This window comes from Aeromicrobium sp. JP4, from assembly GCF_054957925.1.
On the sequence record NZ_CM143290.1, the window covers coordinates 2,563,976 to 2,585,579 of the forward strand.

Sequence of the window (21,604 nt, forward strand, 5' to 3'; positions counted from 1 at the left end):
GAGACATGAACATGGCTTTGGACTTTCACGTCGTCGGCGACGAGATCCGCGACACCGCCGCGCCGGCGGGCCCCATCGAGAAGCGCTGGGACGAGCACCGGGCGCACATGAACCTGGTCAACCCGGCCAACCGCCGCAAGCTCAGCGTGATCATGGTGGGCACCGGCCTGGCCGGCGCGTCCGCCGCGGCCACGCTCGGCGAGGCCGGCTACCACGTCAAGGCGTTCTGCTACCAGGACAGCCCGCGCCGCGCCCACTCGATCGCCGCCCAGGGCGGCATCAACGCGGCGAAGAACTACCGCAACGACGGCGACTCGATCTACCGTCTCTTCTACGACACGGTCAAGGGCGGCGACTTCCGCGCCCGCGAGTCGAACGTCTACCGCCTCGCGCAGGTCTCGGTGAACATCATCGACCAGTGCGTCGCGCAGGGCGTCCCGTTCGCCCGTGAGTACGGCGGCCTGCTGGACAACCGCTCCTTCGGCGGCGTCCAGGTCTCGCGCACGTTCTACGCCCGCGGCCAGACCGGCCAGCAGCTGCTGATCGGCGCCTACCAGGCCCTCGAGCGCCAGATCGGCCTCGGCACGGTCGAGATGAACACCCGCCACGAGATGCTCGAGCTGATCATGGTGCCCGACGCCGACGGCACCGAGCGTGCGCGCGGCATCATCGTGCGCGACATGGTCACCGGCGCCATCGAGACCCACCTGGCCGACGCGGTCGTCCTCGCGACCGGCGGCTACGGCAACGTCTTCTTCCTGTCGACGAACGCCATGGGCAGCAACGTCACGGCCACGTGGCGCGCGCACCGCAAGGGCGCCTACTTCGCGAACCCCTGCTACACGCAGATCCACCCGACCTGCATCCCCGTCTCGGGCGACTACCAGAGCAAGCTCACGCTGATGAGCGAGTCGCTGCGCAACGACGGTCGCATCTGGGTGCCGAAGAAGGCCGGCGACGACCGCCTGGCCTCGGACATCCCCGAGGACGAGCGCGACCACTACCTGGAGCGCATCTACCCGGCGTTCGGCAACCTGGTCCCGCGCGACATCGCCTCGCGCGCGGCCAAGTACCAGTGTGACGCGGGCAAGGGCGTCGGCCCGGGCGGACTCGGCGTCTACCTCGACTTCGCCGAGGCCATCGAGCGCCTCGGGCGCCCGGCCGTCGAGGCCAAGTACGGCAACCTCTTCGACATGTACGCCCGGATCACCGGCGAGGACCCGTACACGCAGCCGATGCGCATCTACCCGGCCGTGCACTACACGATGGGCGGACTGTGGGTCGACTACGACCTCCAGAGCAACCTGACCGGCCTTTTCGTCGCCGGTGAGGCGAACTTCTCCGACCACGGCGCCAACCGCCTCGGCGCCTCGGCGCTGATGCAGGGCCTGGCCGACGGCTACTTCGTGCTGCCGTACACGCTGGCGAACTACCTGTCGCACGCCCCGTACGAGAAGGTCCCCGAGGACCACCCGCGGGTCGTCGAGGCCCAGCAGGCCGTCGAGGAGCGGGTGCAGAAGCTGCTCTCGATCAACGGCACCCGCACGGTCGACTCCTTCCACAAGGAGCTCGGCCAGATCATGTGGGACTACTGCGGCATGGAGCGCACCGAGGAGGGTCTGATCAAGGCCATCCAGATGATCCGCGACCTCAAGGCCGAGTTCTGGAGCAACGTCAAGGTCACCGGCGAGGCCGAGGAGCTCAACCAGACGCTCGAGCGGGCCAACCGCGTGGGCGACTTCTTCGAGCTCGGCGAGCTCATGTGCATCGATGCGCTGAACCGTCGCGAGTCCTGTGGCGGTCACTTCCGCGCCGAGAGCCAGACCGAGGACGGCGAGGCCCTGCGCCACGACGACGAGTTCGCGTACGTCGCCGCGTGGGAGTTCGCCGACAACCAGCCGATCCTTCACAAGGAGCCGCTGGAGTACGAGTACGTCGAGATGAAGGCCAGGAGCTACAAGTGAAGATCACCGTTCGGATCTGGCGTCAGAAGGACGCCGCCTCCAAGGGCAAGATGGTCACCTACGGCCTCGAGGACGTCAGCGAGCACATGTCGTTCCTCGAGATGCTCGACGTCCTCAACGAGCAGCTCACGCTCGAGGGCGAGGAGCCGGTGGCGTTCGACTCCGACTGCCGCGAGGGCATCTGCGGCACGTGCGGCGTCGTGATCAACGGCATCCCGCACGGCCCCGAGGTCACCACCACGTGCCAGCTGCACATGCGCACGTTCCACGACGGCGACGTCATCGACATCGAGCCGTGGCGCGCCGGGGCCTTCCCGGTCGTCAAGGACCTCGTGGTCGACCGTGGCTCGTTCGACCGCATCATCCAGGCCGGCGGCTACATCACTGCGCCCACCGGTTCGGCGCCCGAGGCCAACAACCTGCCCGTGCCGAAGGAGGACGCCGACCACGCGTTCGAGGCGGCCACGTGCATCGGCTGCGGCGCCTGCGTCGCGGCGTGCCCCAACGGCTCCGCGATGCTGTTCACGGCCGCGAAGATCACGCACCTGGGCCTGCTGCCGCAGGGCCAGCCCGAGCGTGACTCGCGCGTGTTGGGCATGGTCGAGCAGATGGACTACGAGGGCTTCGGCGGCTGCACCAACATCGGCGAGTGCGCCGCGGCGTGCCCCAAGGGCATCCCGCTCGACGTCATCAGCCACCTGTACCGCGACATGCGCAACGCCCTCACCAAGGCGTGAGCTGACGAAGTAACCGATCGAAGGGGTCCACCGCGCGGTGGGCCCCTTCGTCGTTCCCGAACGCCTCCGGTGTGACGTATGGTTCGCTAACCGGTACATGTTGCTGAATTTCGGGGGGAACCGATGAACACGATGGTCCGACGCGTCGTCATCGCGCTGCTGGCGCTGACCGCGAGCCTGCTGATCGCGCCGGCAGGAGCCGCGCCGTCGTCGAGCGTCCACGCGACTGCGGCGGCCCCCGTGGGGACGATCTCCGGCACCGTGACGGCCTCGCCGGCCCTGCCGGCCGGGTCCCAGGCGTTCGTGGAGGCGCATCGTCGGCTCGCCTCGGGTGAGTGGGAGCCGTTCCAGGGAGGCGCGAGCGTCACGGTGGGTCGCAGCTACTCGTTCAGCGTCAAATCGACGGGCACCTATCGGGTGCGAGCCCAAGTCGAGGGGTCGAGCAGCTCCGACTTCCGGACCGTCGCGATCACGAAGGGCGCGAAGCGGACCGGGGTCGACCTCGTGCTGCAGCCGAACCGCACCGTCACGGGGTCGGTGACGCCTCAGGGCTTCACCGTGGGCGGACTCGACTCCGAGATGCCCCTCATGGTGGCCGCGACCACCGCGCAGGAGGACGCGGCGAGTGCCGTCGTCCGTGCCGATGGCTCCTACACCCTCTCGGTGCCCCGTCCCTACGACCTGGTCCGCATCCGCTTCTTCCAGCAGGGCTGTCCTGACGAGCCGGACGCGGAGTGCACGTTCGGCACGGCGCCGGACGTCCTGACGACCTTCTGGAACGACACGGCGGAAGGCGCGCCCACCTTCGAGCAGGCGAGGGCGCTGGACCTCCGCGCCGCCGGTCCCTTCCCGATCGGGAACACCTCCTTGACGCTGGCGCAGAAGTTCAGCGTCGCGACCAAGCCCACGATCACCGGCACGCGCGCCGTGGGCAAGGTCCTCACGGCTCAGCCCGGCCGCTACTCGCCCGCGGCGACGTCCGTGGTCTACGAGTGGTACTCCGGCTCGGCCGTCTACTACGGCGAGTACGACAAGTACCTGGGATCGGGCCGAACGCTGAAGGTGACTCCCGACCTGCTCGGTGGCTCGGTCGTCGTGCTCGCCCGGCCGGTGCGTGCGGGCTACGAGGGCCCCACCCACAAGTCGTCGTACCTGCGGGTCAAGAGCCCGGCCAGGATGGGACTGAAGGCCAAGGCCGGCAAGCGCACGGCGACCGTCACGGTGCGGGTCGCCGCGCCGCAGATGAGTGCCGTCCGGGTCTACGGCAAGGTGTCGATCTACGCCAAGGGCAAGCGGATCAAGACGGTCACCATGCGCCGCGGCACGGCGACCATCAAGATCGCCAAGCAGAAGAAGGGCAAGCGCACCTACACGGTCCGCTGGTCCGGCAACGAGTCGATCACGCCGGTGGCGAAGTCGATCAAGATCAAGATCCGCTGACCGCGAGAAGGACAGCACCATGAAGAACATGACTCGTGCCGCGCTCGTTGCGGTCCTCGCCCTGGTGGCGAGCCTGCTCCTCGCCCCGGCGGGCACCGCCACGGCGGCTCCGGCCGCCGCAGGAACGATCTCCGGAACCGTTACCGCCGCGAACCCCATCCCCGGCGGGAAGAAGGCGCTGGTCTCGCTGTATCGCCGCGAGTCCGACGGTCGCTGGACGTGGTCCGACGGCACGTACGTCGCGGTGGGCGGCTCCTACACCGTGTCCGCACCCGCCGCTGGCTCGTACCAGGTCCGTGCCGAGGTGGGGAGCGTGGCGAGTGCGACACCGAGCAGGACCCTGACCGTGTCGAAGGGTGCCCGGCTGACCGGCGTCGACCTCGTCCTGCAGGACAATCCCACGATCTCCGGGACGATCACCACCGAGGGCTTCGACCTCTCCTCCGTGGGCCCCAAGCGGCTCTACATCCAGTCATGGGGAGGGACGGACGGTCACTGGAGCAAGATCGGCGGCATCACCACCTCCTACGCCGAGCGGCCCGACCTGCAGATCCGGCCCGACGGGACGTACACCATCGCGGTGCCGCACCACTACGACGCGATCCGGTTGGAGTTCGCCCAAGGGCAGTGCCTCGAGGAGGACGAGCTGCCCCCGGAGGTGCCGGGCGGATGCGAGTGGGGCGCCGCGCGTGACGTGCAGGCCGTGTATTGGGACGGCACCACCCACGGTGCGTTCACGCTGGCGGACGGCGGAGACATCGACGTCCGCTCGGGGTCGGTCGTCGGGAAGGACGTCACCCTCCGGCTCGCCGAGAAGCTCCGCGTGGTGAGGGGTCCGAGGATCACCGGCACGGTCGAGCCCGGCCAGGTGCTCACGGTGGACCCGGGCACCTACGTTCCGGCCGCGACGTCGGCGGAGTATGAGTGGTACAGCGGCGAGTACTGGATCCCCGGAGCGACGAGCCGGACCTTCCGGCCGACGACGGCACACATCGGCGCGTCACTGCGCGTCCTCGTGCGGCCGAACCGTGTCGGCACCGAGGCACCGGTCCTGTGGACGCCCTACGTCACGGTCAAGTCGCGCAGCAGGTTCGCGGTGAAGGCCAAGGCGGGCAAAGCCAAGGCGACGGTGACGATCGCGATCAAGGCGCCGGGTGTGGCAACGTCGCGGATCCACGGCAAGGCGTCGATCTACGCCAAGGGCAAGCGGATCAAGACCGTGAACGTCAGGAACGGCAAGGCCACGATCAAGATCGCGAAGCAGAAGAAGGGCAAGCGGACCTACACGGTGCGCTACTCGGGCAACCGGGTGATCACGTCGTCGACGAAGTCACTCAAGATCGCCATCCGCTGAGCCTGGTCGGAGGGGCCCGCCGTCTCGGTGGGCCCCTTCGTCGCGCCCGAGGTGAGCCCCATCTCTTTGATTAGCATGGTTAATGAACTATGCTAAGGACATGCCCACCGAATCCCAGCGTCTCGCGCAGGCGGTGGCCCGACTCAACCGACGTCTGCGCCAGGAGCGCCAGTCCGACCTGACCGCCACCCAGCTCTCCGTGCTGGGCTCCGTGCGCGTCCTCGGATCCGCGACGCCCAGCCAGATCGCCGCGCGCGAGCGCGTGTCCCAGCCGTCGGTCGCCCGGACGCTCAAGTGCCTGCTCGAGGACTCCTACGTCATCAAGAATCCCCACCCCGACGACGGCCGCCAGGTCCTGATCTCGATGTCCGACCTCGGCGAGAAGGTCTTGGCCGAGGAGCGGCAGCGCCGCGATCTGTGGCTCGACCGGCGACTGGCCACGCTGTCCACCGACGAACGCGCACGTCTCCGGGATGCCACCGACCTGTTGGTCAGGCTCGCGGAGGACGACGCGTGAGCCCCACCTTCCGCAGCCTCTCGATCCGCAACTACCGGATCTACTTCGCCGGCTCGATCGTGTCGAACATCGGCACGTGGCTCCAGCAGACCGCCCTGGCCTGGCTCGTGCTCGAGCTCACCGGCAGTGGCGCCGCGCTCGGCGCCACCGTCGCGCTCTACCTGCTGCCCACCCTGCTGTTCTCACCGATCGCCGGCGCCGTGGCCGATCGCGTGCCGAAGCGCTCGCTGCTGCTGTGGATGCAGGTCGCGATGTCGGTGCCGGCCGGGTTCCTCGGCGTGTTCGCGATCCTTGGCCACGTCGAGCCGTGGCACGTCTACGTGCTGACGTTCGTGCTCGGCATCGGCAAGGCCTTCGAGGCGCCGGCGCGCCAGTCCTTCGTCAGCGAGATGGTCGACGCCGACCGGCTCACGAACGCCGTCGCGCTCAACTCGGCCTCGTTCAACTCCGGGCGCCTCATCGGGCCGGGGCTGGCCGGTCTGCTGATCGCCGCCCTCGGCTCCGGCGTCGTCGCCACCGGGTGGGTCATCGTGCTCAACGCGATCAGCTTCTGGTTCGTCGTCGGCGCGCTGCTGCTGATGGACCGCTCCGCGCTGGCGCCCGCGCCGATCTCGGCCCCCGGCAAGCGATCGGTCCTCGACGGCGCCCGGTACGTGGCGTCGCGTCCTGACCTGATGCTGCTCTTCGTGACGGTGTTCTTCCTCGGCGCGTTCGGGATGAACTTCCAGATCACCAGCGCCCTCATGGCCACCGACGTGTTCGGCAAGGGTGCCGGCGAGTTCGGCGTCCTCGGATCGATCCTGGCGATCGGGTCGCTCGCCGGCGCACTGCTGGCGGCCCGGCGCCCGAAGCCGCGACTGCGCTTCATCATCGGCGCGGCCCTGCTGTTCTCGGTCGCGCAGGTGCTGTCCGGCCTGATGCCGACCTACTGGGCCTACGCCGCCGTGCTGCCGCTCATCGGCATCAGCGTGCTGACCACCGCCACCACGGCGAACGCGGTCATCCAGCTGACGACGATCCCCGAGATGCGGGGGCGCGTGGTGTCGCTCTACCTGATGGTCTTCGTCGGCAGCACGCCCTTCGGTGCGCCCGTCATCGGCTGGATCGGCGAGCACGTCGGGGCCCGCGAGGCGCTGGTGGCCAGCGGCCTCATCGCCGGGCTCGGCATCAGCATCGCCACGCTGCTGTACGCGCGACGCCACGATCTCGACACCCCCGAGCTGTCACCGCTCGTGCGCCGGATGCTCCGGCGGCAGCGCTTCGACCAGCAGGTCCTGGCCCGAGCCGACTGACGTCACCTCGCGCTCGCCGAGCTTCACCACGACGATGCCGGCAAGCACGAGCAGGGCACCCATCAGCTGCAGCGGCTCGGGCACCTGGTCGAGCAGCAGCCAGGCGAAGCCCAAGCCCGCGGCGACCTCGGTGAGCGCCACGAACGACGCGAGGCGCCCGCCGAGGTGGCGCGCCGCGGCGATGCCGGTGCCGTAGGCGATCGCGGCCGCGACGAAGCCCAGGACGAGCACGGGCACCCACCAGGGCACCGAGCCGGTCGAGAAGACGACGTCCTCGGTGGTCGCGGTGAAGGGGAGCAGCCCGGTGGCCGCCACGATCCAGAACGTCACCGAGGCGACCACGAGGCCGCCCGCGGCCAGGGTGAGGGGCGGAAGGCCGCTCGTGTCGTCGGCGGACATGACGAAGTACGCCGCGGCGCCGGTCATCGCGCCGAGGGCGAGCAGGACGCCGACGAGATCGAGCTCGGTACCGCCGAAGACGTCGAGCAGCAGGACGAGGCCCCCGGCGGCCACCGCCGCGCCGACGAAGGTGAACCGGCCGGGCCGCTGGCCGTGCGCGAGCCACATCCACAGGACCACCGCGACCGGCGCGGTGTACTCGATCAGCAGCGCGATGCCGACGTCGAGCCGCTGGACGGCCATGAAGTAGAGCAGCTGCGCGCAGACCACGGCGGAGAGGCCGTAGAGCACGATCGTGCGCGCATGCGTGAGCAGCAGGCGGTAGTGGCCGCGGATCGCCAGCAGGCCGGGGATCGCGAGCACGAGCGCGGCGAGGCTGACGCGCACCGCGAAGGCGGCGCCCGGCGACCAGCCGGCGTCCATGAGGCCGCGCGCCATCGTGCCCGAGGTGCCGAACGACAGGGCGGAGGCCAGGGCGAGCACCAGGCCGGTGGGAGTGTGGCGGACGAAGGTCGCGTCAGGAGTGTCAACGCTCATGGGTCCTGACGCTAGACCTCGTGGCATAAGGTGTCAACATGGTCTTCACTCCTGACGTGAGCGATGCGCTCGGCGCGGCCGCCGAGCTGGCGAATTCGGCCGGCGACCCCGACACCCTCGAGGCGCTGTCCGACCTGACCGAGTTCTTCGACCGGTGGGGCTACACGGGCTCGCGCCCGCGGACGCGGGCCGACCTGGACGCCCTGCGCGACGTGCGGCCGCGCCTGCGTGAGCTGCTCACCGCCGACCGCGGCGGCGCCGTCGAGCTGGTCAACGCGATCCTCGTCGAGCAGCAGGCCGTGCCGCAGCTGGTCCGCCACGGGCACCTCGACTGGCACGTGCACGCCATCGACGAGGACCGCCCACTGCACGAGCGCGTCCTGGTCGAGACCGCGATGGCGATGATCGACGTGATCCGCGCCGACGAGATGGACCGCCTCGGCACGTGCGCGGCGTCCGACTGCGAGGACGTCGTCGTGGACTTCTCGCGCAACCGCTCGCGCAAGTTCTGCAGCACGACCTGCGGCAACCGGGAGGCCCAGGCCGCCTACCGGGCGCGCCAGGGGTGACGGAAACCCCGCTCGGTGACGCGCCGTCCCCGATCTGAGATGGCCGCCCTGCACGGGACGACCGGCGTAGAGTGGACAGGTCATGAACCTTCGAGAAACGATTGCGCGCGCCGTGGAGACGGTGACCCCCGACCTCATCGAGCTGAGGCGTGACCTCCACGCCTTCCCCGAGCTGTCGTGGCAGGAGGAGCGCACCACCGATCTCGTGTACGCCTGGATGGACAAGCTCGGGCTGAGCCCCCAGCGCTTCGACGGCACCGGCCTCTCGGTCGACCTCGGCCCCTCCGGCGGCCCCATCGTGGCCCTGCGTGCCGACCTCGACGCGCTGCCCATCCTCGACACCACGCAGGACCCCTGGCGCTCGAAGAACCCCGGCGTCGCCCATGCCTGCGGTCACGACGTGCACATCTCGGCGCTCATCGGTGCGGCCACCGCGCTGGCCGCCGCCGATCGCGAGGTCGGCCTGCCGTACCGCGTGCGGGTCATCTTCCAGCCGGCCGAGGAGGTCATGCCCGGCGGCGCCCTGCGCCTGCTGTCCGACGGCGTGCTCGCCGGCGTCAGCCGCATCTTCGCGCTGCACTGCGACCCCTCGCTCGACGTCGGCCGCGTGGGTATCCGCGAGGGTGCCATCACCGGCGCCTCCGACCAGATCCACGTCGTCCTGAACGGCCGCGGCGGTCACACCTCGCGCCCGCACCTCACCGAGGACCTCACGTTCGCCCTCGGCAGCCTCATCACCCAGCTGCCCGCCGTGCTCTCGCGCCGCTTCGACCCGCGTGCCGGCGCCAGCCTCGTCTGGGGCCAGGTCAGCGCGGGCAACGCGGCCAACGTCATTCCCGCGGTGGGTGAGCTGAAGGGCACGCTGCGGATGCTCGACGCGGCTGCCTGGCACGACGCCGAGCACCTCGTGCGGGGGATCATCGCCGACATCGTCGAGCCGTTCGGCGTCGGCGTCGACCTCACCTACACGCGGGGCGTGCCGCCCGTCGTGAACGACTTCGCCGTCACCGAGCGCCTGCGCCAGGCGGTCGCCAGCGCCCTCGGCCCCGAGGGCGTGGCCAGCACCTCGCAGAGCCTCGGCGGCGAGGACTTCGCCTGGTACGTCGAGACGCTGCCGGGCACGATGGCCCGCCTCGGCACCCGCACCCCGGGTGGCGCCACGTACGACCTCCACCAGGGCAACCTGCGCGTCGACGAGCGCGCCATCGCGGTGGGCTCGCTCGTGCTCGCCAACGCCGCGATCGCCTGAGCGCCACCGTCATCGACGCCGCGGGGGACTGCTAGCGTCCGCGCATGCAAGTCCACGGGAGACGGCGGCTGGCTCGGCTCGGGCCCGTCCTGCTGCTGATGGTGGGCCTCGGAGCCTGCGACGACGAGAAGGCGGACGACGAGACCGAGCTGTCACCGCCGGTCTCCCTCGAGGAGACGATCGACCGAGAGACGCCCCTGGAGGAGCTGATCGGGGAGATCTCGCTGGAGCCCGGGACCGTGCTGGCCGAGGCCTCGGGCCGGGGCGGGTCGATGGAGGCGGAGTTCGCGACCGACGGCCACCACGCCTTCCGCGCCGTGTGCGACGGCGGGGGCACCCTGCGGGTGACCTCCCTGGCGTCGGGCGAGCGCCCGGCTCAGATCCCCTGCAACCGCGTCGTCACGGGTCTTCGGTACGTGCTGGACACGGACGTGGAGGCGTGGTCGCTCGAGGCGAGCCCTGCCCAGGAGTGGTCGATCGTCTGGGTCGACTGGGACCCGCGCGAGGGCTGAGTCAGGCCTCCGGCTCGGACTGCGCCGGGTCGTCGTCGCCGCGCACCACCACGACGGGGCACGGGGCGCTGCCGACGGCGTGCTCGCTCACCGAGCCCAGCATGAGCCCCTTGAAGCCGCCGAGGCCGCGCGGGCCGACCACGAGCAGCGAGGCGCCGTGGGCGGCCTCGACCACGACGGTGGCGGGCTGGCCGCGCTCGACCTGCAGCGTCACCTCGACACCGGGGTGCTCGGCGAGGATGTCGCGGGTGCCGTCCTCGAGGCGTTCGCGCACCGCGTCGGCGTAGTCCGAGGCCGGGGGGACGTAGCCGAACTCGTGGGTCTTCGGCTTGGGCGCCGTCCGCATCGTCCAGGCGCGGACGATGGTGACGGGCATGTGGGCGCGCTCGGCCAGCGTGAGGGCCCAGCGCAGGGCGTGATCGGCGAAGGATGAGCCGTCGTGGCCGACGACGATGGGTCCGGAGAAGGGCATGCCCTGATCCTAGGACCCCTTTTGATTACGGTTCGGTGACAGTTGCCCCGTGGGCGGCCGACTCGGTCCGTGGCAGGCCATTCTGCGCCTAATGTCGTGCTGACATCGCGTGCGCCCTCGTTCCGGGCGCAACCCCGAGGAGGAAAAGTGCGTCGAGTGAACAAGCTGACCGCAGCGGCCGCCGTGACCGCTCTGGTCTTTGCCGGAGCCGGTTGTTCGAAGAAGAGCAGCGACGAGGAGAGCGCCTCCGGCGAGGACTGCGTCGAGAAGGGTGACGTCAAGGTCGGCATGGCCTTCGACGTCGGCGGTCGTGGCGACCAGTCCTTCAACGACTCCGCCGCCAAGGGCCTCGACAAGGCCGCGTGCGAGCTCGGCTTCGAGGTCAAGGACGCCGAGGCCCAGGACGGCGAGCCCGAGTCGGCTCGCGAGGAGCGCCTCCAGCAGCTCGTCGATGCCGGCTACAACCCGGTCGTGGCCGTGGGCTTCGCCTACTCCGCCTCCGTCGCCAAGATCTCCGCGGCGAACCCCGACGTGAACTTCGCGATCGTCGACGACGCGGTCGAGGCCGACAACGTCACGAACCTGCTGTTCGCCGAGGAGCAGGGCTCGTTCCTGGTCGGCGCCGCTGCCGCGCTCAAGTCCGAAACCGGCACGATCGGCTTCGTCGGTGGTGTCGACACCGAGCTGATCCACAAGTTCGAGGCTGGCTACAAGGCCGGCGCCAAGGCCGCCAACCCGGACGTCAAGGTCCAGTCGGTCTACCTGTCCACCCCGCCGGACTTCAGCGGCTTCGGTGACCCGGCCAAGGGCAACACGGCCGCCACCGGCATGTTCGAGAAGGAAGCCGACGTGGTCTACCACGCGGCCGGCGGCTCGGGCGGTGGCGTCTTCCAGGCGGCCACCGACGCCGAGAAGTGGGCCATCGGCGTCGACTCCGACCAGGCCAAGACGGCCGACGAGTCGGTGCGCGACAGCATCCTGACCTCGATGACCAAGAACATCGACGTCGCCGTGTACGACTTCCTCAAGGGCGTCGAGGCGGGCGACATCAAGACCGGTCCGCAGGTCTACGACCTCAAGGTCGACGGCGTCGGCTACTCCACGACCGGCGGTCACGTCGATGACATCAAGGAGAAGCTGGACGAGTACAAGCAGCAGATCATCGACGGCACCATCACGGTGCCCTCGAAGTGAGCACGCTTCCTCAGTGAGAACCTTCTCGACGTACTGAGGCCTGAGGCCCGGCCCTGCGCGATAGCGTGGGGCCGGGCCGCATCTTTGGGCCCGCTGAACCACCGAAAGGTGACACCGTGAGCATCACACCGTCCGAATCCGGCACCGACGCCAGCACCTCCTCCGACGTCGTCGTCCGGCTGCGGGGCATCGGCAAGACCTTCCCCGGCGTCATCGCCAACCACGACATCGACATCGACGTCCGTCGTGGCACGATCCACGCGATCGTGGGCGAGAACGGCGCGGGCAAGTCCACGCTGATGAAGATCCTGTACGGCGTGCAGAAGCCCGACTCGGGCACCATCGAGCTCGACGGGAACGCGGTGTCGTTCTCGTCGCCGTCCGACGCGATCGGGCAGGGCGTCGGCATGGTGTTCCAGCACTTCATGCTCGCGGACAACCTCACCGTGCTCGAGAACGTCGTCCTCGGCGCCGAGAAGCTGCACGGCATCGGCGACCGCGCGCGCGAGGCGATCCGCGAGCTCTCCGACACGTACGGCCTCGGGATCCACCCCGACGACCTCGTCGACGACCTCGGCGTGGGCGCCCGCCAGCGCATCGAGATCCTCAAGGTGCTCTACCGCGGCGCGCGGATCATCATCCTCGACGAGCCCACCGCGGTCCTGGTGCCCCAGGAGGTCGACGAGCTGTTCGACAACCTGCGCGAGCTCAAGTCCGAGGGCCTGGCCGTCATCTTCATCTCCCACAAGCTCGACGAGGTGCTGTCGGTCGCCGACACGGTCACCGTGATCCGCCGGGGCACCACCGTCGACTCCGTCCCCGCCGCCAGCGTCACCGCGCGCCAGCTGGCCGAGCTCATGGTCGGCTCCGAGCTGCCCAGCCCGAGCACGGAGCTCTCCACCGTCACCGACGTCGAGGTGCTCGAGGTCGTCGACCTCGGCCTGCCCGACCCGCGCGGCGGCCGCCCCCTGCTGGACGGCATCTCCTTCAAGATCCACCGCGGCGAGATCCTGGGCATCGCGGGCGTCGAGGGCAACGGCCAGGCCGAGCTCGTCGAGGCCATCATGGGCATGCGCCAGGAGACGAGCGGGCACGTCGAGCTCGACGACGCCGACATCGCCGACTGGTCCACCCGGCGACGTCGCGAGGCCGGCATCGGGTACATCCCCGAGGACCGCCACCGCCAGGGCCTGCTGCTGGACGCCCCCCTGTGGGAGAACCGCGTGCTCGGCCACCAGACGCGCGAGCCGAACGTCTCCGGCCCCTTCATCGACCGGCGCGGCGCCCGCAAGGACACCGATCGCATCGTCGAGGAGTACGACGTGCGCACGCCCGGCATCGACACCCTCGCCCGCGCGCTCTCCGGCGGCAACCAGCAGAAGCTGATCGTCGGCCGCGAGATGAGCAGCGAGCCGAGCCTGCTGATCGCGGCGCACCCCACCCGCGGCGTCGACGTCGGCGCGCAGGCCGCGATCTGGGACCACATCAAGCGCGCCCGCCGCAACGGCCTGGCGGTGCTGCTGATCTCGGCCGACCTCGACGAGCTGATCGGCCTGTCCGACACGATCGCGGTGCTGCTGCGCGGCCGCATCGTCGGCACGTTCGATCCCAGCGACGTCACCCCCCAGCAACTCGGCTCGGCCATGACCGGTGCCACCGACGAGGATGAGGAGTCCGCATGAGGACAGAGTCGAGGCTGACGAAGGTCGGGCTCGCGCTGGCCGCGCCGATCCTGGCGCTGGTCACCGCCTTCCTCATCACGAGCCTGGTGCTGATCCTGGCCGGTGACGACTGGCTCGGGGTCTGGAGCCAGATCCTCAGCTGGCCCAACAACCGCACGATGGTGAACATCCTGAACTCCGCCACGGTGTACTACCTGTCGGCGGTCGCGGTGGCCATCGGCTTCCGGATGAACCTGTTCAACATCGGCGTCGACGGCCAGTACCGCATCGCGTCCTTCGCGGCTGCCTGGGTCGCCGGCGAGGCGTGGCTGCCGGGCTTCCTCAACATCGCGCTGGCGATCGTCGCGGGCATGTTCGTGGGTGCCATGTGGGCCGGCATCGCGGGCCTGCTGCGCGTCACTCGTGGCGTCTCCGAGGTCATCTCGACGATCATGCTGAACGCCATCGCCACGGCCGTGGTCGCCTACCTGCTGCGCAAGGTCGCCGTGCGCGAGGAGGGCAGCAACATCATCTCCACGAAGCCGCTGCCCGAGAGCAGCCGGATCCCCGGCATCCCGTTCCTCGGCGGCGAGGTCTACGGCTTCATCGTCGTGGCGGTCATCGTCGGCATCGTCTACTGGGTGCTGATCAACCGCACCCGCTTCGGCTTCGACCTGCGTGCGGCCGGCCAGTCCGAGAGCGCCGCGGTCGCCTCCGGCATCAACGTCAAGAAGATGATCCTGGTGACGATGCTGCTCTCGGGCGCCATCGCGGGCCTGGTCGGCATGCCGCTGCTGTTCGGCCAGGACTACGCCTACGGCTCCACGTTCCAGTCGGGCCTGGGCTTCGCCGGCATCGCGATCGCGCTGCTGGGCCGCAACCACCCGGTCGGCATCGCCATCGGCGCGCTCCTGTTCGCGTTCCTCGACCAGCAGTCGAACCCGCTGCAGATCCTGCTCGACGTCTCACCCGACATCGTCAAGGTCACCCAGGGCGTCATCGTGCTGACCGTCGTCATCGCCTACGAGGTCGTCCGTCGCTACGGCGTCCGCCTCGAGCAGCGTCAGGTGGCGGCCGCCCTGGACCCGCAGCTCCAGCAGAAGGGAGTGTCGGCATGAGTGTCGCGACCGATCCCGTGACCAACGTCCACGGAACGCCTCAGGGCCGGAACCGTCTGACCTGGCCCTGGCTGCTGATCGGCATCGCCGGCGTCCTGGTGATCATGTCGCTGCTGCGGATCATCACCGGCGTCGACGACCTCAGCTCCTCGGGCACGATCCGCGCCACCCTGATCGCCGCCGTCCCGATCGGCCTGGCCGGTCTCGGCGGCCTGTGGTCCGAGCGCGCGGGCGTGGTCAACATCGGCCTCGAGGGCATGATGATCCTCGGCACCTTCGGTGCGGGCTACTTCGGCTACTTCTACGGCCCGTGGCAGGGCGTCGTCGGCGCCATCCTGCTGGGCGCCGCCGGTGGTCTGCTGCACGCGGTGGCCACCGTCTACTTCGGCGTCGACCACATCGTCTCGGGCGTCTCGATCAACATCATCGCCGCAGGTGCGGTCCAGTACCTCGCGGGGATGGCCTTCTCCGGCGTCCCCGGCGGCGGCCAGACCCAGTCCCCGCCGATCGACCGGCTGCCGAGCATCACGATCTCCGGCCTGTCCGAACCGCTGGGCGAGATCGAGCAGGAGAACTGGTTCTTCGTCTCCGAGTTCGCCGCGGTGCTGCGGGCGTTCGTCACGAACATGTCCTCCCTGACGCTCATCGCGATCGGCCTGTTCGTGCTCACGTGGTGGGTGCTGTGGCGCACCGCGTTCGGCCTGCGCCTGCGCTCGGTGGGCGAGTCGCCCGGGGCCGCCGAGTCGCTCGGCGTGAACGTCTACCGCTACAAGTTCATCGCCGTGATCGCCTCCGGCGGCCTGGCCGGACTCGCGGGCGGCTTCCTGGCGCTCGTCGCGGCCAACGCCTTCCGCGACGGCCAGACCGGAGGCCGTGGCTACATCGGTCTGGCGGCGATGATCTTCGGCAACTGGCGTCCCGGCGGCCTGTTCGCCGGCGCCACGCTGTTCGGCTACACCGACACGCTGCGCCTGCGCGGTGGCGGCGAGACCGTCCACGCGCTGCTGCTGCTCGTGGCCGTCTTCCTGGTGATGCTCGCGATCTGGCAGTGGCGCCAGCACGGCCGCCGCTCCGCGCTGATCGCCGCCATCCTGGGCGTCATCGTGGCCGGCATCTTCTTCGCCAGTGACGAGATCCCCAACGAGCTCGCCACCATGACCCCGTACGTCACCACGCTGCTCGTCCTCGCCGTCTTCAGCCAGAACCTGAGGATGCCGGCGGCCGACGGCAAGATCTACCGGAAGGGCAGTGTCGGATGACCGGCTTCGGCTTCACCCCGCCCGAGGCTCCCGTCGACTGGGACGCCCTCACCAAGTACGCGGTCGAGGTCATGAACCGCGCCTACGCGCCGTACTCGAAGTACAAGGTCGGCGCGGCCGGCCTCGTCGACGACGGCCGCGTGGTGCTGGGCTGCAACGTCGAGAACGCGGCCTACGGTGTCGCGCTGTGCGCGGAGTGCGGCATGGTCTCGGCGCTGCACTCCACCGGAGGCGGCAAGCTGCGTGCGGTCGTCTGCGTCGACGGGCAGGGGCGCCCGGTCATGCCGTGCGGCCGGTGCCGACAATTGCTGTGGGAGAACGGTGGCCCCGAGTGCCAGCTGTTGACCCCCTCGGGCGTGAAGCCCATGACCGAGGTGCTCCCCGACGCCTTCGACGTGACGGACCTGAACGACACATGAGCACGCTGACCACCTTCGACCCCACCGACGCCGACTTCCTGCGCGATCCCTACCCGGCCCTGGCCGAGCTGCGGCGGCTCGGACCGCTCGTGTGGCACGAGCCGTGGTCGACGTGGCTGGCCACCGATCACGCCACCGTGGGCGCGGTGCTGAAGAACCGCGCGTTCGGCCGGCTGTGGCACGACTGGGAGCCGGTCGAGGAGATGGAGCCGTTCAACGCGCTCCACCGCAACCAGCTGATGGAGAACGAGCCGCCCGCCCACACGCGGATGCGGCGCCTGCTCACCGGTGCCTTCGGGCGCGGCCACGTCGAGCGGATGCGCCCGCGCATCGAGTCGCTCGCCGCCGAGATGATCGCCGCGCTGCCCGAGCAGTTCGACGTGCTCGCCGACTACGCCGAGCCGATGCCCGTCTACGTCATCTGTGAACTGCTGGGCGTGCCGCGCGAGGACCACGAGGACCTGCGCCGCTGGAGCCAGGCGATCGTGCACATGTACGAGAAGGACATCGACGAGGCCACCAAGGCCGAGGCCATCGAGGCCAGCACCGCCTTCTCCGACTACGTGCGCGAGGTCATCGCGATGCGCCGCGCAGAGCCGGGGGAGGACCTCGTCAGCGACCTCATCGCCGAGACCGACGCGGGCAAGGGCTTCTCCGACGACGAGCTCGTCGCCACGGTGGTGCTGCTGCTCAACGCCGGCCACGAGGCCAGCGTCAACACGTTCGGCAACGGCTTCCACGCGCTGCTGACCCACCGCGACCAGCTCGCGCGCGTCACGAGCGGCGAGGTGCCGATCGAGATCGCCCTCGAGGAGCTCATCCGGTTCGACGCGCCGCTGCAGCTGTTCGAGCGGACCGCCACCAAGGACGTCGAGGTCGCCGGGCAGCTCGTCACGGCGGGCCAGAAGGTCGCCTGCCTCATGGGCTCGGCCAACCGTGACGCCGAGGTCTTCGCCGACGCCGACACGTTCGACGTGGGCCGCGACCCCAACCCGCACGTCGGGTTCGGCCTGGGCATCCACTTCTGCCTCGGCGCCCCGCTGGCGCGCCTCGAGCTGAGCATCACCCTGCGGGCGCTGCTCGACCGTTTCCCCGACCTCGCCCTCGTGGGCGAGTCCCCGCGGCGCCCCACGTGGGTCCTGCGCGGCTACGAGAGCATCCAGGTGTCCGCATGATCGAGCGGCAGCGAGAAATGAGAATGTCGATGCCGGTTCCGACGTACTGTGCCCTTTCCACGGAGGCGCCGGCATGACTGAGCCGTTCGCCCCCACCGAGATCATCGTCGCGAAGCGCGACGGTCACGAGCTGACGGACGACCAGATCGACTGGGTCGTCGACGCCTACACGCGTGGCGTCGTAGCGTCCGAGCAGATGTCGGCGCTCGCGATGGCGATCCTGCTGAACGGCATGAACCGCCGTGAGATCGCGCGCTGGACCGCCGCGATGATCGCCACGGGCGAGCGGATGGACTTCTCGTCGCTGTCGCGCCCCACGGCCGACAAGCACAGCACCGGCGGCGTGGGCGACAAGATCACCCTGCCGCTGGCCCCACTCGTGGCGGCGTGCGGCGTGGCCGTGCCCCAGCTCTCGGGTCGCGGCCTGGGCCACACCGGCGGCACCCTCGACAAGCTCGAGTCCATCCCGGGCTGGCGGGCAGCGCTCTCGAACGACGAGATGATGACCCAGCTCGAAGGCCTCGGTGCGGTCATCTGCGCCGCAGGCTCGGGGCTGGCACCGGCCGACAAGAAGCTCTACGCCCTGCGCGACATCACGGGCACGGTGGAGGCGATCCCGCTGATCGCCAGCTCGATCATGAGCAAGAAGATCGCCGAGGGCACGGGCGCGCTCGTGCTCGACGTCAAGGTCGGCTCGGGCGCCTTCATGAAAAGCCAAGATCAGGGGCGGGAGTTGGCTGAGGTCATGGTCCAGCTCGGGACCGACGCCGGCGTGAACACCGTGGCGCTGCTGACCGACATGTCGGTCCCGCTGGGCCTCACGGCGGGCAACGCCCTCGAGGTGCGCGAGTCGGTGGAGGTCCTCGCCGGCGGCGGCCCCGCTGACGTCGTCGAGCTCACGGTCGCCCTCGCCCGCGAGATGCTGCAGGCCGCGGGCGTCCGCGACGTCGACCCCGCCGACGCCCTGGCCGACGGCCGCGCGATGGACGCCTGGAAGGCCATGATCCGGGCCCAGGACGGCGATCCCGACGCCGCGCTGCCGACCGCCCGCGAGACCGAGGTCGTCACGGCCACGTCCGACGGCGTCCTCACCTCGCTCGACGCCTACGCGGTGGGCGTGGCCGCGTGGCGCCTCGGCGCCGGCCGCTCCCGCCCCGGCGAGTCGGTGCAGGCCGGCGCGGGCGTGGAGCTCCACGCCAAGCCCGGCGACACCGTGCGCGCCGGTCAGCCGCTGCTCACCCTGCACACCGACACGCCCGAGCGATTCGGCCGGGCCCACGAGGCGCTCGAGGGCGCTTGGGCCATCGGCGAGACCGTGCCCCAGCCGTCCCCCATCGTCCTCGACCGCATCGGCGGCTGAGGGCGCTTCACGACGATCCCACCTGAGGTGTGGGTCAGGAGGTGTCCCAGTTGGACACGATAGGTTCGGAAGCATGCGCATCCTGAATGACAGAGCCGAGATCGCCGCGTCCTCCGGGACGGAGCTGGGAGTCAGCTCGTGGACCGAAATCCACCAGGACCGCATCGACATGTTCGCCGACGCGACGGGCGACCGGCAGTGGATCCACGTCGATCCCGAGCGTGCGGCCGAGGGGCCGTTCGGTGCGACCGTCGCGCACGGCTACCTCACCCTCTCGCTGCTGCCGTTCCTGGGCGCGCAGGTCTACGCCTTCGCCGGCGACCGCGCCCGCGTCAACTACGGACTCAACCGCGTGCGCTTCATGGCGCCGGTCCTCGTGGGCTCGAAGGTCCGCAACCGGGTCGAGGTGCTGGAGGTGCGCGACATCGAGAAGGGCCAGCAGGTGACCCTGCAGCACACCGTCGAGATCGAGGGCAGCGAGAAGCCGGCGTGCATCGCCGAGACCGTCACGCTGCTGATGGACGCCTGACGTGAGGGCCACGCCGGAGCAGATCGCCGCCGCCCCCAAGGTCGCGCTCCACGAGCACCTCGACGGGGGAGTGCGCCCCGAGACGGTTGCCGAGATCGCTCTCGAGATCGGCCACGACCTGCCGGCCGCGCCGGAGGACCTCGGGGCCTGGTTCGAGGAGGCGTCGTCGTCGGGCTCGCTCGTGCGCTACCTCGAGACCTTCCAGCACACGGTCGGCGTCATGCAGCGCCCCGAGGACCTGGCCCGCGTCGCGCGCGAGGCCGTCCTCGACCTCGCGGCCGACGGCGTCGTCTACGCCGAGCTGCGCTGGGCCCCCGAGCAGCACCAGAACGCCGGGCTCTCCATCGAGGAGGCCGTCGAGGCGGTGCAGGCCGGCATCGACGAGGGCGTCGCGCAGGTCCAGGCCGGTGGGCGCGCGATGGTGGTGGGCCAGCTGCTCACCGCGATGCGGCACGCCTCGCGGGGCATGGAGATCGCCAAGGTCACCGTCGACTACCGCGACCGTGGCGTGCTCGGCTTCGACATCGCCGGGGCGGAGGATGGCTTCCCGCCGATCCTGCACCTCGAGGCGTTCGAGTACCTGCGGCGCGAGAACATGCACTTCACGATCCACGCGGGGGAGGCGTTCGGGCTGCCCTCGATCTGGCAGGCCGTGCAGCGCTGCGGCGCCGACCGGCTGGGGCACGGCGTGCGGATCGTCGACGACATCGACTTCTCCGGCACGCCCTCGCTGGGACGGCTCGCGGCGTACATCCGCGATCGCCGCATCCCGCTGGAGATGTGCCCCTCGTCGAACCTGCAGACGGGCGCCGTCGCGGGGATGGAGTCGATCGCCGACCACCCCATCGGCCCGCTGGCCGAGCTGGGCTTCCGGGTCACGATCAACAGCGACAACCGGCTGATGAGCGGCACCTCGATCGGCCGCGAGATGAACCTGTTGACCGACGCCTTCGGCTACAGCCTCGGCGACCTGCGCTGGTTCACCGTCAACGCGATGAAGAGCGCCTTCCTCCCGTTCGACGAGCGTCTCGTGCTGATCAACGATGTCATCAAGCCCGGGTACGCGGCGCTGGGGAACTGAGTCCGCCTGGAGGCTGATCTCGATACGCCGCTCGCTAGCGCTCGCGTGCTACTCGATCACCGACGGTGGGCACCCGGACAGATCTCGATCACCGGTGGTCGGCACCGGACGGATCTCGATCACCGGTGATCGAGTGACGGCGAGCGGAGCGAGACGTCGTATCGAGATCAGGTAGTCCCTCAGCGGGCGGTGAGGAAGCGGTAGGCCCGGCGCGGATGCATGGGCGTGCAGCCGGCGGCCACGGCCGCGGCGATGATGCGCGGCTGGTCCTTCATCAGCCGCCAGCCGCGGCGCACCAGCGTCATCGGCGGCTTGCGCGACTCGCGCAGGTCGCGCACGAGACGGAGCGCGAAGACCACCGGGCGCGGCCGCGTGAGGCAGATCGCCGCGTCGAGCACGCCGGCCTCGCGGCACGGCGCCACCATGTCGGTGGCGAACAGGCCCTCGGCGATGAAGCGGTCGCCGGTGAGCACCACCTCGCGCGTGCCCACGGCCCGGCTGACCGAGATGTCGTAGACCGGCACCTGCGTGCGGCCCTCACGGCACAGCTCCTCGATGGCCGCCATCGCCGCGTCGAGGTCCCACGACCGCACGTCGTCCCAGTCGGGGATCCCGAGCGTGCTCAGGGGCAGGCGCGGGTGATCCACCGGGTGGTAGAAGTCGTCGAGCCGCAGCACCGTCCACCCGAGTCGCTCGGACAGGTGGGACTTCCCCGCACCGGACGGGCCGGCCAGGATCACGACGTGCGGCATGGGCTCGAGCGTAT

Annotated in this window: 21 protein-coding genes; 18 read left to right on the forward strand and 3 right to left on the reverse strand. The window is 70.1% G+C overall.

What is annotated here, in order from left to right:
• Positions 1-5 precede the first annotated feature (5 nt).
• The 6 genes from ACY1JX_RS12550 to ACY1JX_RS12575 all read left to right on the forward strand — a co-directional run bounded on the left by ACY1JX_RS12550 (position 6) and on the right by ACY1JX_RS12575 (position 7,304).
• Complete coding sequence (locus ACY1JX_RS12550; protein WP_462564163.1) at positions 6-1,964, forward strand: fumarate reductase/succinate dehydrogenase flavoprotein subunit; 1,959 nt, start codon at positions 6-8, stop codon at positions 1,962-1,964.
• Positions 1,961-2,701, forward strand: a complete 741-nt coding sequence (locus ACY1JX_RS12555; protein WP_462564164.1) for a succinate dehydrogenase/fumarate reductase iron-sulfur subunit — start codon at positions 1,961-1,963, stop codon at positions 2,699-2,701. Before ACY1JX_RS12550 ends, ACY1JX_RS12555 begins: the two co-directional genes overlap by 4 nt.
• Positions 2,702-2,824: 123 nt before the next feature.
• Positions 2,825-4,141 carry a hypothetical protein gene (locus tag ACY1JX_RS12560; protein ID WP_462564165.1) on the forward strand — a complete coding sequence of 439 codons (1,317 nt, stop codon included), beginning with the start codon at positions 2,825-2,827 and terminating at the stop codon, positions 4,139-4,141.
• Between the two features lie 19 nt (positions 4,142-4,160).
• The gene (locus ACY1JX_RS12565; protein ID WP_462564166.1) at positions 4,161-5,495 is read left to right on the forward strand and encodes a carboxypeptidase-like regulatory domain-containing protein; all 1,335 of its coding nucleotides are present in this window, start codon (positions 4,161-4,163) and stop codon (positions 5,493-5,495) included.
• Between the two features lie 100 nt (positions 5,496-5,595).
• A complete protein-coding gene (locus tag ACY1JX_RS12570) occupies positions 5,596-6,012 on the forward strand; it encodes a MarR family transcriptional regulator (RefSeq protein WP_181752762.1) in 417 nt (138 codons plus the stop codon).
• A complete protein-coding gene (locus ACY1JX_RS12575) occupies positions 6,009-7,304 on the forward strand; it encodes an MFS transporter (protein WP_181752761.1) in 1,296 nt (431 codons plus the stop codon). Before ACY1JX_RS12570 ends, ACY1JX_RS12575 begins: the two co-directional genes overlap by 4 nt.
• Here the strand turns inward: ACY1JX_RS12575 and ACY1JX_RS12580 are convergent.
• The gene (locus ACY1JX_RS12580) at positions 7,236-8,240 is read right to left on the reverse strand and encodes an EamA family transporter (protein WP_462564167.1); all 1,005 of its coding nucleotides are present in this window, start codon (positions 8,238-8,240) and stop codon (positions 7,236-7,238) included. The genes ACY1JX_RS12575 and ACY1JX_RS12580 overlap by 69 nt on opposite strands.
• A gap of 38 nt (positions 8,241-8,278) precedes the next feature.
• On the opposite strand from ACY1JX_RS12580, the gene ACY1JX_RS12585 reads away from it, so the two are divergent.
• The 3 genes from ACY1JX_RS12585 to ACY1JX_RS12595 all read left to right on the forward strand — a co-directional run bounded on the left by ACY1JX_RS12585 (position 8,279) and on the right by ACY1JX_RS12595 (position 10,570).
• A complete protein-coding gene (locus ACY1JX_RS12585) occupies positions 8,279-8,809 on the forward strand; it encodes a CGNR zinc finger domain-containing protein (RefSeq protein ID WP_462564168.1) in 531 nt (176 codons plus the stop codon).
• An 82-nt stretch (positions 8,810-8,891) separates the two neighbouring features.
• Positions 8,892-10,058 (forward strand): amidohydrolase, encoded by a 1,167-nt coding sequence (locus ACY1JX_RS12590; RefSeq protein ID WP_462564169.1) that lies wholly within the window; start codon positions 8,892-8,894, stop codon positions 10,056-10,058.
• Between the two features lie 44 nt (positions 10,059-10,102).
• A complete protein-coding gene (locus ACY1JX_RS12595) occupies positions 10,103-10,570 on the forward strand; it encodes a hypothetical protein (protein ID WP_181752753.1) in 468 nt (155 codons plus the stop codon).
• Position 10,571: 1 nt separating this feature from the next.
• On the opposite strand, the gene ACY1JX_RS12600 is transcribed toward ACY1JX_RS12595, so the two are convergent.
• A complete protein-coding gene (locus tag ACY1JX_RS12600) occupies positions 10,572-11,042 on the reverse strand; it encodes a universal stress protein (protein WP_181752751.1) in 471 nt (156 codons plus the stop codon).
• A gap of 156 nt (positions 11,043-11,198) precedes the next feature.
• Between ACY1JX_RS12600 and ACY1JX_RS12605 the strand changes: the two genes are divergently transcribed.
• From ACY1JX_RS12605 to ACY1JX_RS12645, 9 genes are all read left to right on the forward strand, one after another.
• Positions 11,199-12,236, forward strand: coding sequence for a BMP family lipoprotein (locus tag ACY1JX_RS12605; RefSeq protein WP_313601439.1), 1,038 nt, complete (start codon positions 11,199-11,201; stop codon positions 12,234-12,236).
• Positions 12,237-12,352: 116 nt separating this feature from the next.
• A complete protein-coding gene (locus ACY1JX_RS12610) occupies positions 12,353-13,918 on the forward strand; it encodes an ABC transporter ATP-binding protein (protein WP_462564170.1) in 1,566 nt (521 codons plus the stop codon).
• Positions 13,915-15,015, forward strand: coding sequence for an ABC transporter permease (locus tag ACY1JX_RS12615; protein WP_462564171.1), 1,101 nt, complete (start codon positions 13,915-13,917; stop codon positions 15,013-15,015). The genes ACY1JX_RS12610 and ACY1JX_RS12615 overlap by 4 nt, the downstream gene beginning before the upstream one ends.
• Positions 15,012-16,274 carry an ABC transporter permease gene (locus tag ACY1JX_RS12620; RefSeq protein WP_286931300.1) on the forward strand — a complete coding sequence of 421 codons (1,263 nt, stop codon included), beginning with the start codon at positions 15,012-15,014 and terminating at the stop codon, positions 16,272-16,274. Before ACY1JX_RS12615 ends, ACY1JX_RS12620 begins: the two co-directional genes overlap by 4 nt.
• On the forward strand, positions 16,271-16,693 hold the full coding sequence (locus ACY1JX_RS12625) for a cytidine deaminase (protein ID WP_181752745.1): 423 nt from the start codon (positions 16,271-16,273) through the stop codon (positions 16,691-16,693). The genes ACY1JX_RS12620 and ACY1JX_RS12625 overlap by 4 nt, the downstream gene beginning before the upstream one ends.
• A complete protein-coding gene (locus ACY1JX_RS12630) occupies positions 16,690-17,868 on the forward strand; it encodes a cytochrome P450 (RefSeq protein WP_462564172.1) in 1,179 nt (392 codons plus the stop codon). Before ACY1JX_RS12625 ends, ACY1JX_RS12630 begins: the two co-directional genes overlap by 4 nt.
• Positions 17,869-17,941: 73 nt before the next feature.
• Entirely contained in the window at positions 17,942-19,228 is a 1,287-nt protein-coding gene (locus ACY1JX_RS12635; protein ID WP_462564173.1) for a thymidine phosphorylase, read from the forward strand.
• A 73-nt stretch (positions 19,229-19,301) separates the two neighbouring features.
• Positions 19,302-19,757, forward strand: a complete 456-nt coding sequence (locus ACY1JX_RS12640) for a MaoC family dehydratase (protein WP_078700098.1) — start codon at positions 19,302-19,304, stop codon at positions 19,755-19,757.
• Between the two features lies 1 nt (position 19,758).
• A complete protein-coding gene (locus ACY1JX_RS12645) occupies positions 19,759-20,838 on the forward strand; it encodes an adenosine deaminase (protein ID WP_181752738.1) in 1,080 nt (359 codons plus the stop codon).
• Between the two features lie 179 nt (positions 20,839-21,017).
• On the opposite strand, the gene ACY1JX_RS12650 is transcribed toward ACY1JX_RS12645, so the two are convergent.
• A complete protein-coding gene (locus ACY1JX_RS12650) occupies positions 21,018-21,590 on the reverse strand; it encodes a uridine kinase family protein (RefSeq protein ID WP_462564174.1) in 573 nt (190 codons plus the stop codon).
• Between the last annotated feature and the right edge of the window lie 14 nt (positions 21,591-21,604).

Bases quoted from the DNA above. Each gene is read 5' to 3' on its own strand.
- ACY1JX_RS12550 (WP_462564163.1), top strand. From the start codon at position 6: ATGAACATGGCTTTGGACTTTCACGTCGTCGGCGACGAGATCCGCGAC.
- ACY1JX_RS12560 (WP_462564165.1), top strand. From the start codon at position 2,825: ATGAACACGATGGTCCGACGCGTCGTCATCGCGCTGCTGGCGCTGACC.
- ACY1JX_RS12565 (WP_462564166.1), top strand. From the start codon at position 4,161: ATGAAGAACATGACTCGTGCCGCGCTCGTTGCGGTCCTCGCCCTGGTG.
- ACY1JX_RS12570 (WP_181752762.1), top strand. From the start codon at position 5,596: ATGCCCACCGAATCCCAGCGTCTCGCGCAGGCGGTGGCCCGACTCAAC.
- ACY1JX_RS12580 (WP_462564167.1), bottom strand. From the start codon at position 8,240: ATGAGCGTTGACACTCCTGACGCGACCTTCGTCCGCCACACTCCCACC.
- ACY1JX_RS12585 (WP_462564168.1), top strand. From the start codon at position 8,279: ATGGTCTTCACTCCTGACGTGAGCGATGCGCTCGGCGCGGCCGCCGAG.
- ACY1JX_RS12590 (WP_462564169.1), top strand. From the start codon at position 8,892: ATGAACCTTCGAGAAACGATTGCGCGCGCCGTGGAGACGGTGACCCCC.
- ACY1JX_RS12595 (WP_181752753.1), top strand. From the start codon at position 10,103: ATGCAAGTCCACGGGAGACGGCGGCTGGCTCGGCTCGGGCCCGTCCTG.
- ACY1JX_RS12600 (WP_181752751.1), bottom strand. From the start codon at position 11,042: ATGCCCTTCTCCGGACCCATCGTCGTCGGCCACGACGGCTCATCCTTC.
- ACY1JX_RS12615 (WP_462564171.1), top strand. From the start codon at position 13,915: ATGAGGACAGAGTCGAGGCTGACGAAGGTCGGGCTCGCGCTGGCCGCG.
- ACY1JX_RS12620 (WP_286931300.1), top strand. From the start codon at position 15,012: ATGAGTGTCGCGACCGATCCCGTGACCAACGTCCACGGAACGCCTCAG.
- ACY1JX_RS12625 (WP_181752745.1), top strand. From the start codon at position 16,271: ATGACCGGCTTCGGCTTCACCCCGCCCGAGGCTCCCGTCGACTGGGAC.
- ACY1JX_RS12630 (WP_462564172.1), top strand. From the start codon at position 16,690: ATGAGCACGCTGACCACCTTCGACCCCACCGACGCCGACTTCCTGCGC.
- ACY1JX_RS12635 (WP_462564173.1), top strand. From the start codon at position 17,942: ATGACTGAGCCGTTCGCCCCCACCGAGATCATCGTCGCGAAGCGCGAC.
- ACY1JX_RS12640 (WP_078700098.1), top strand. From the start codon at position 19,302: ATGCGCATCCTGAATGACAGAGCCGAGATCGCCGCGTCCTCCGGGACG.
- ACY1JX_RS12650 (WP_462564174.1), bottom strand. From the start codon at position 21,590: ATGCCGCACGTCGTGATCCTGGCCGGCCCGTCCGGTGCGGGGAAGTCC.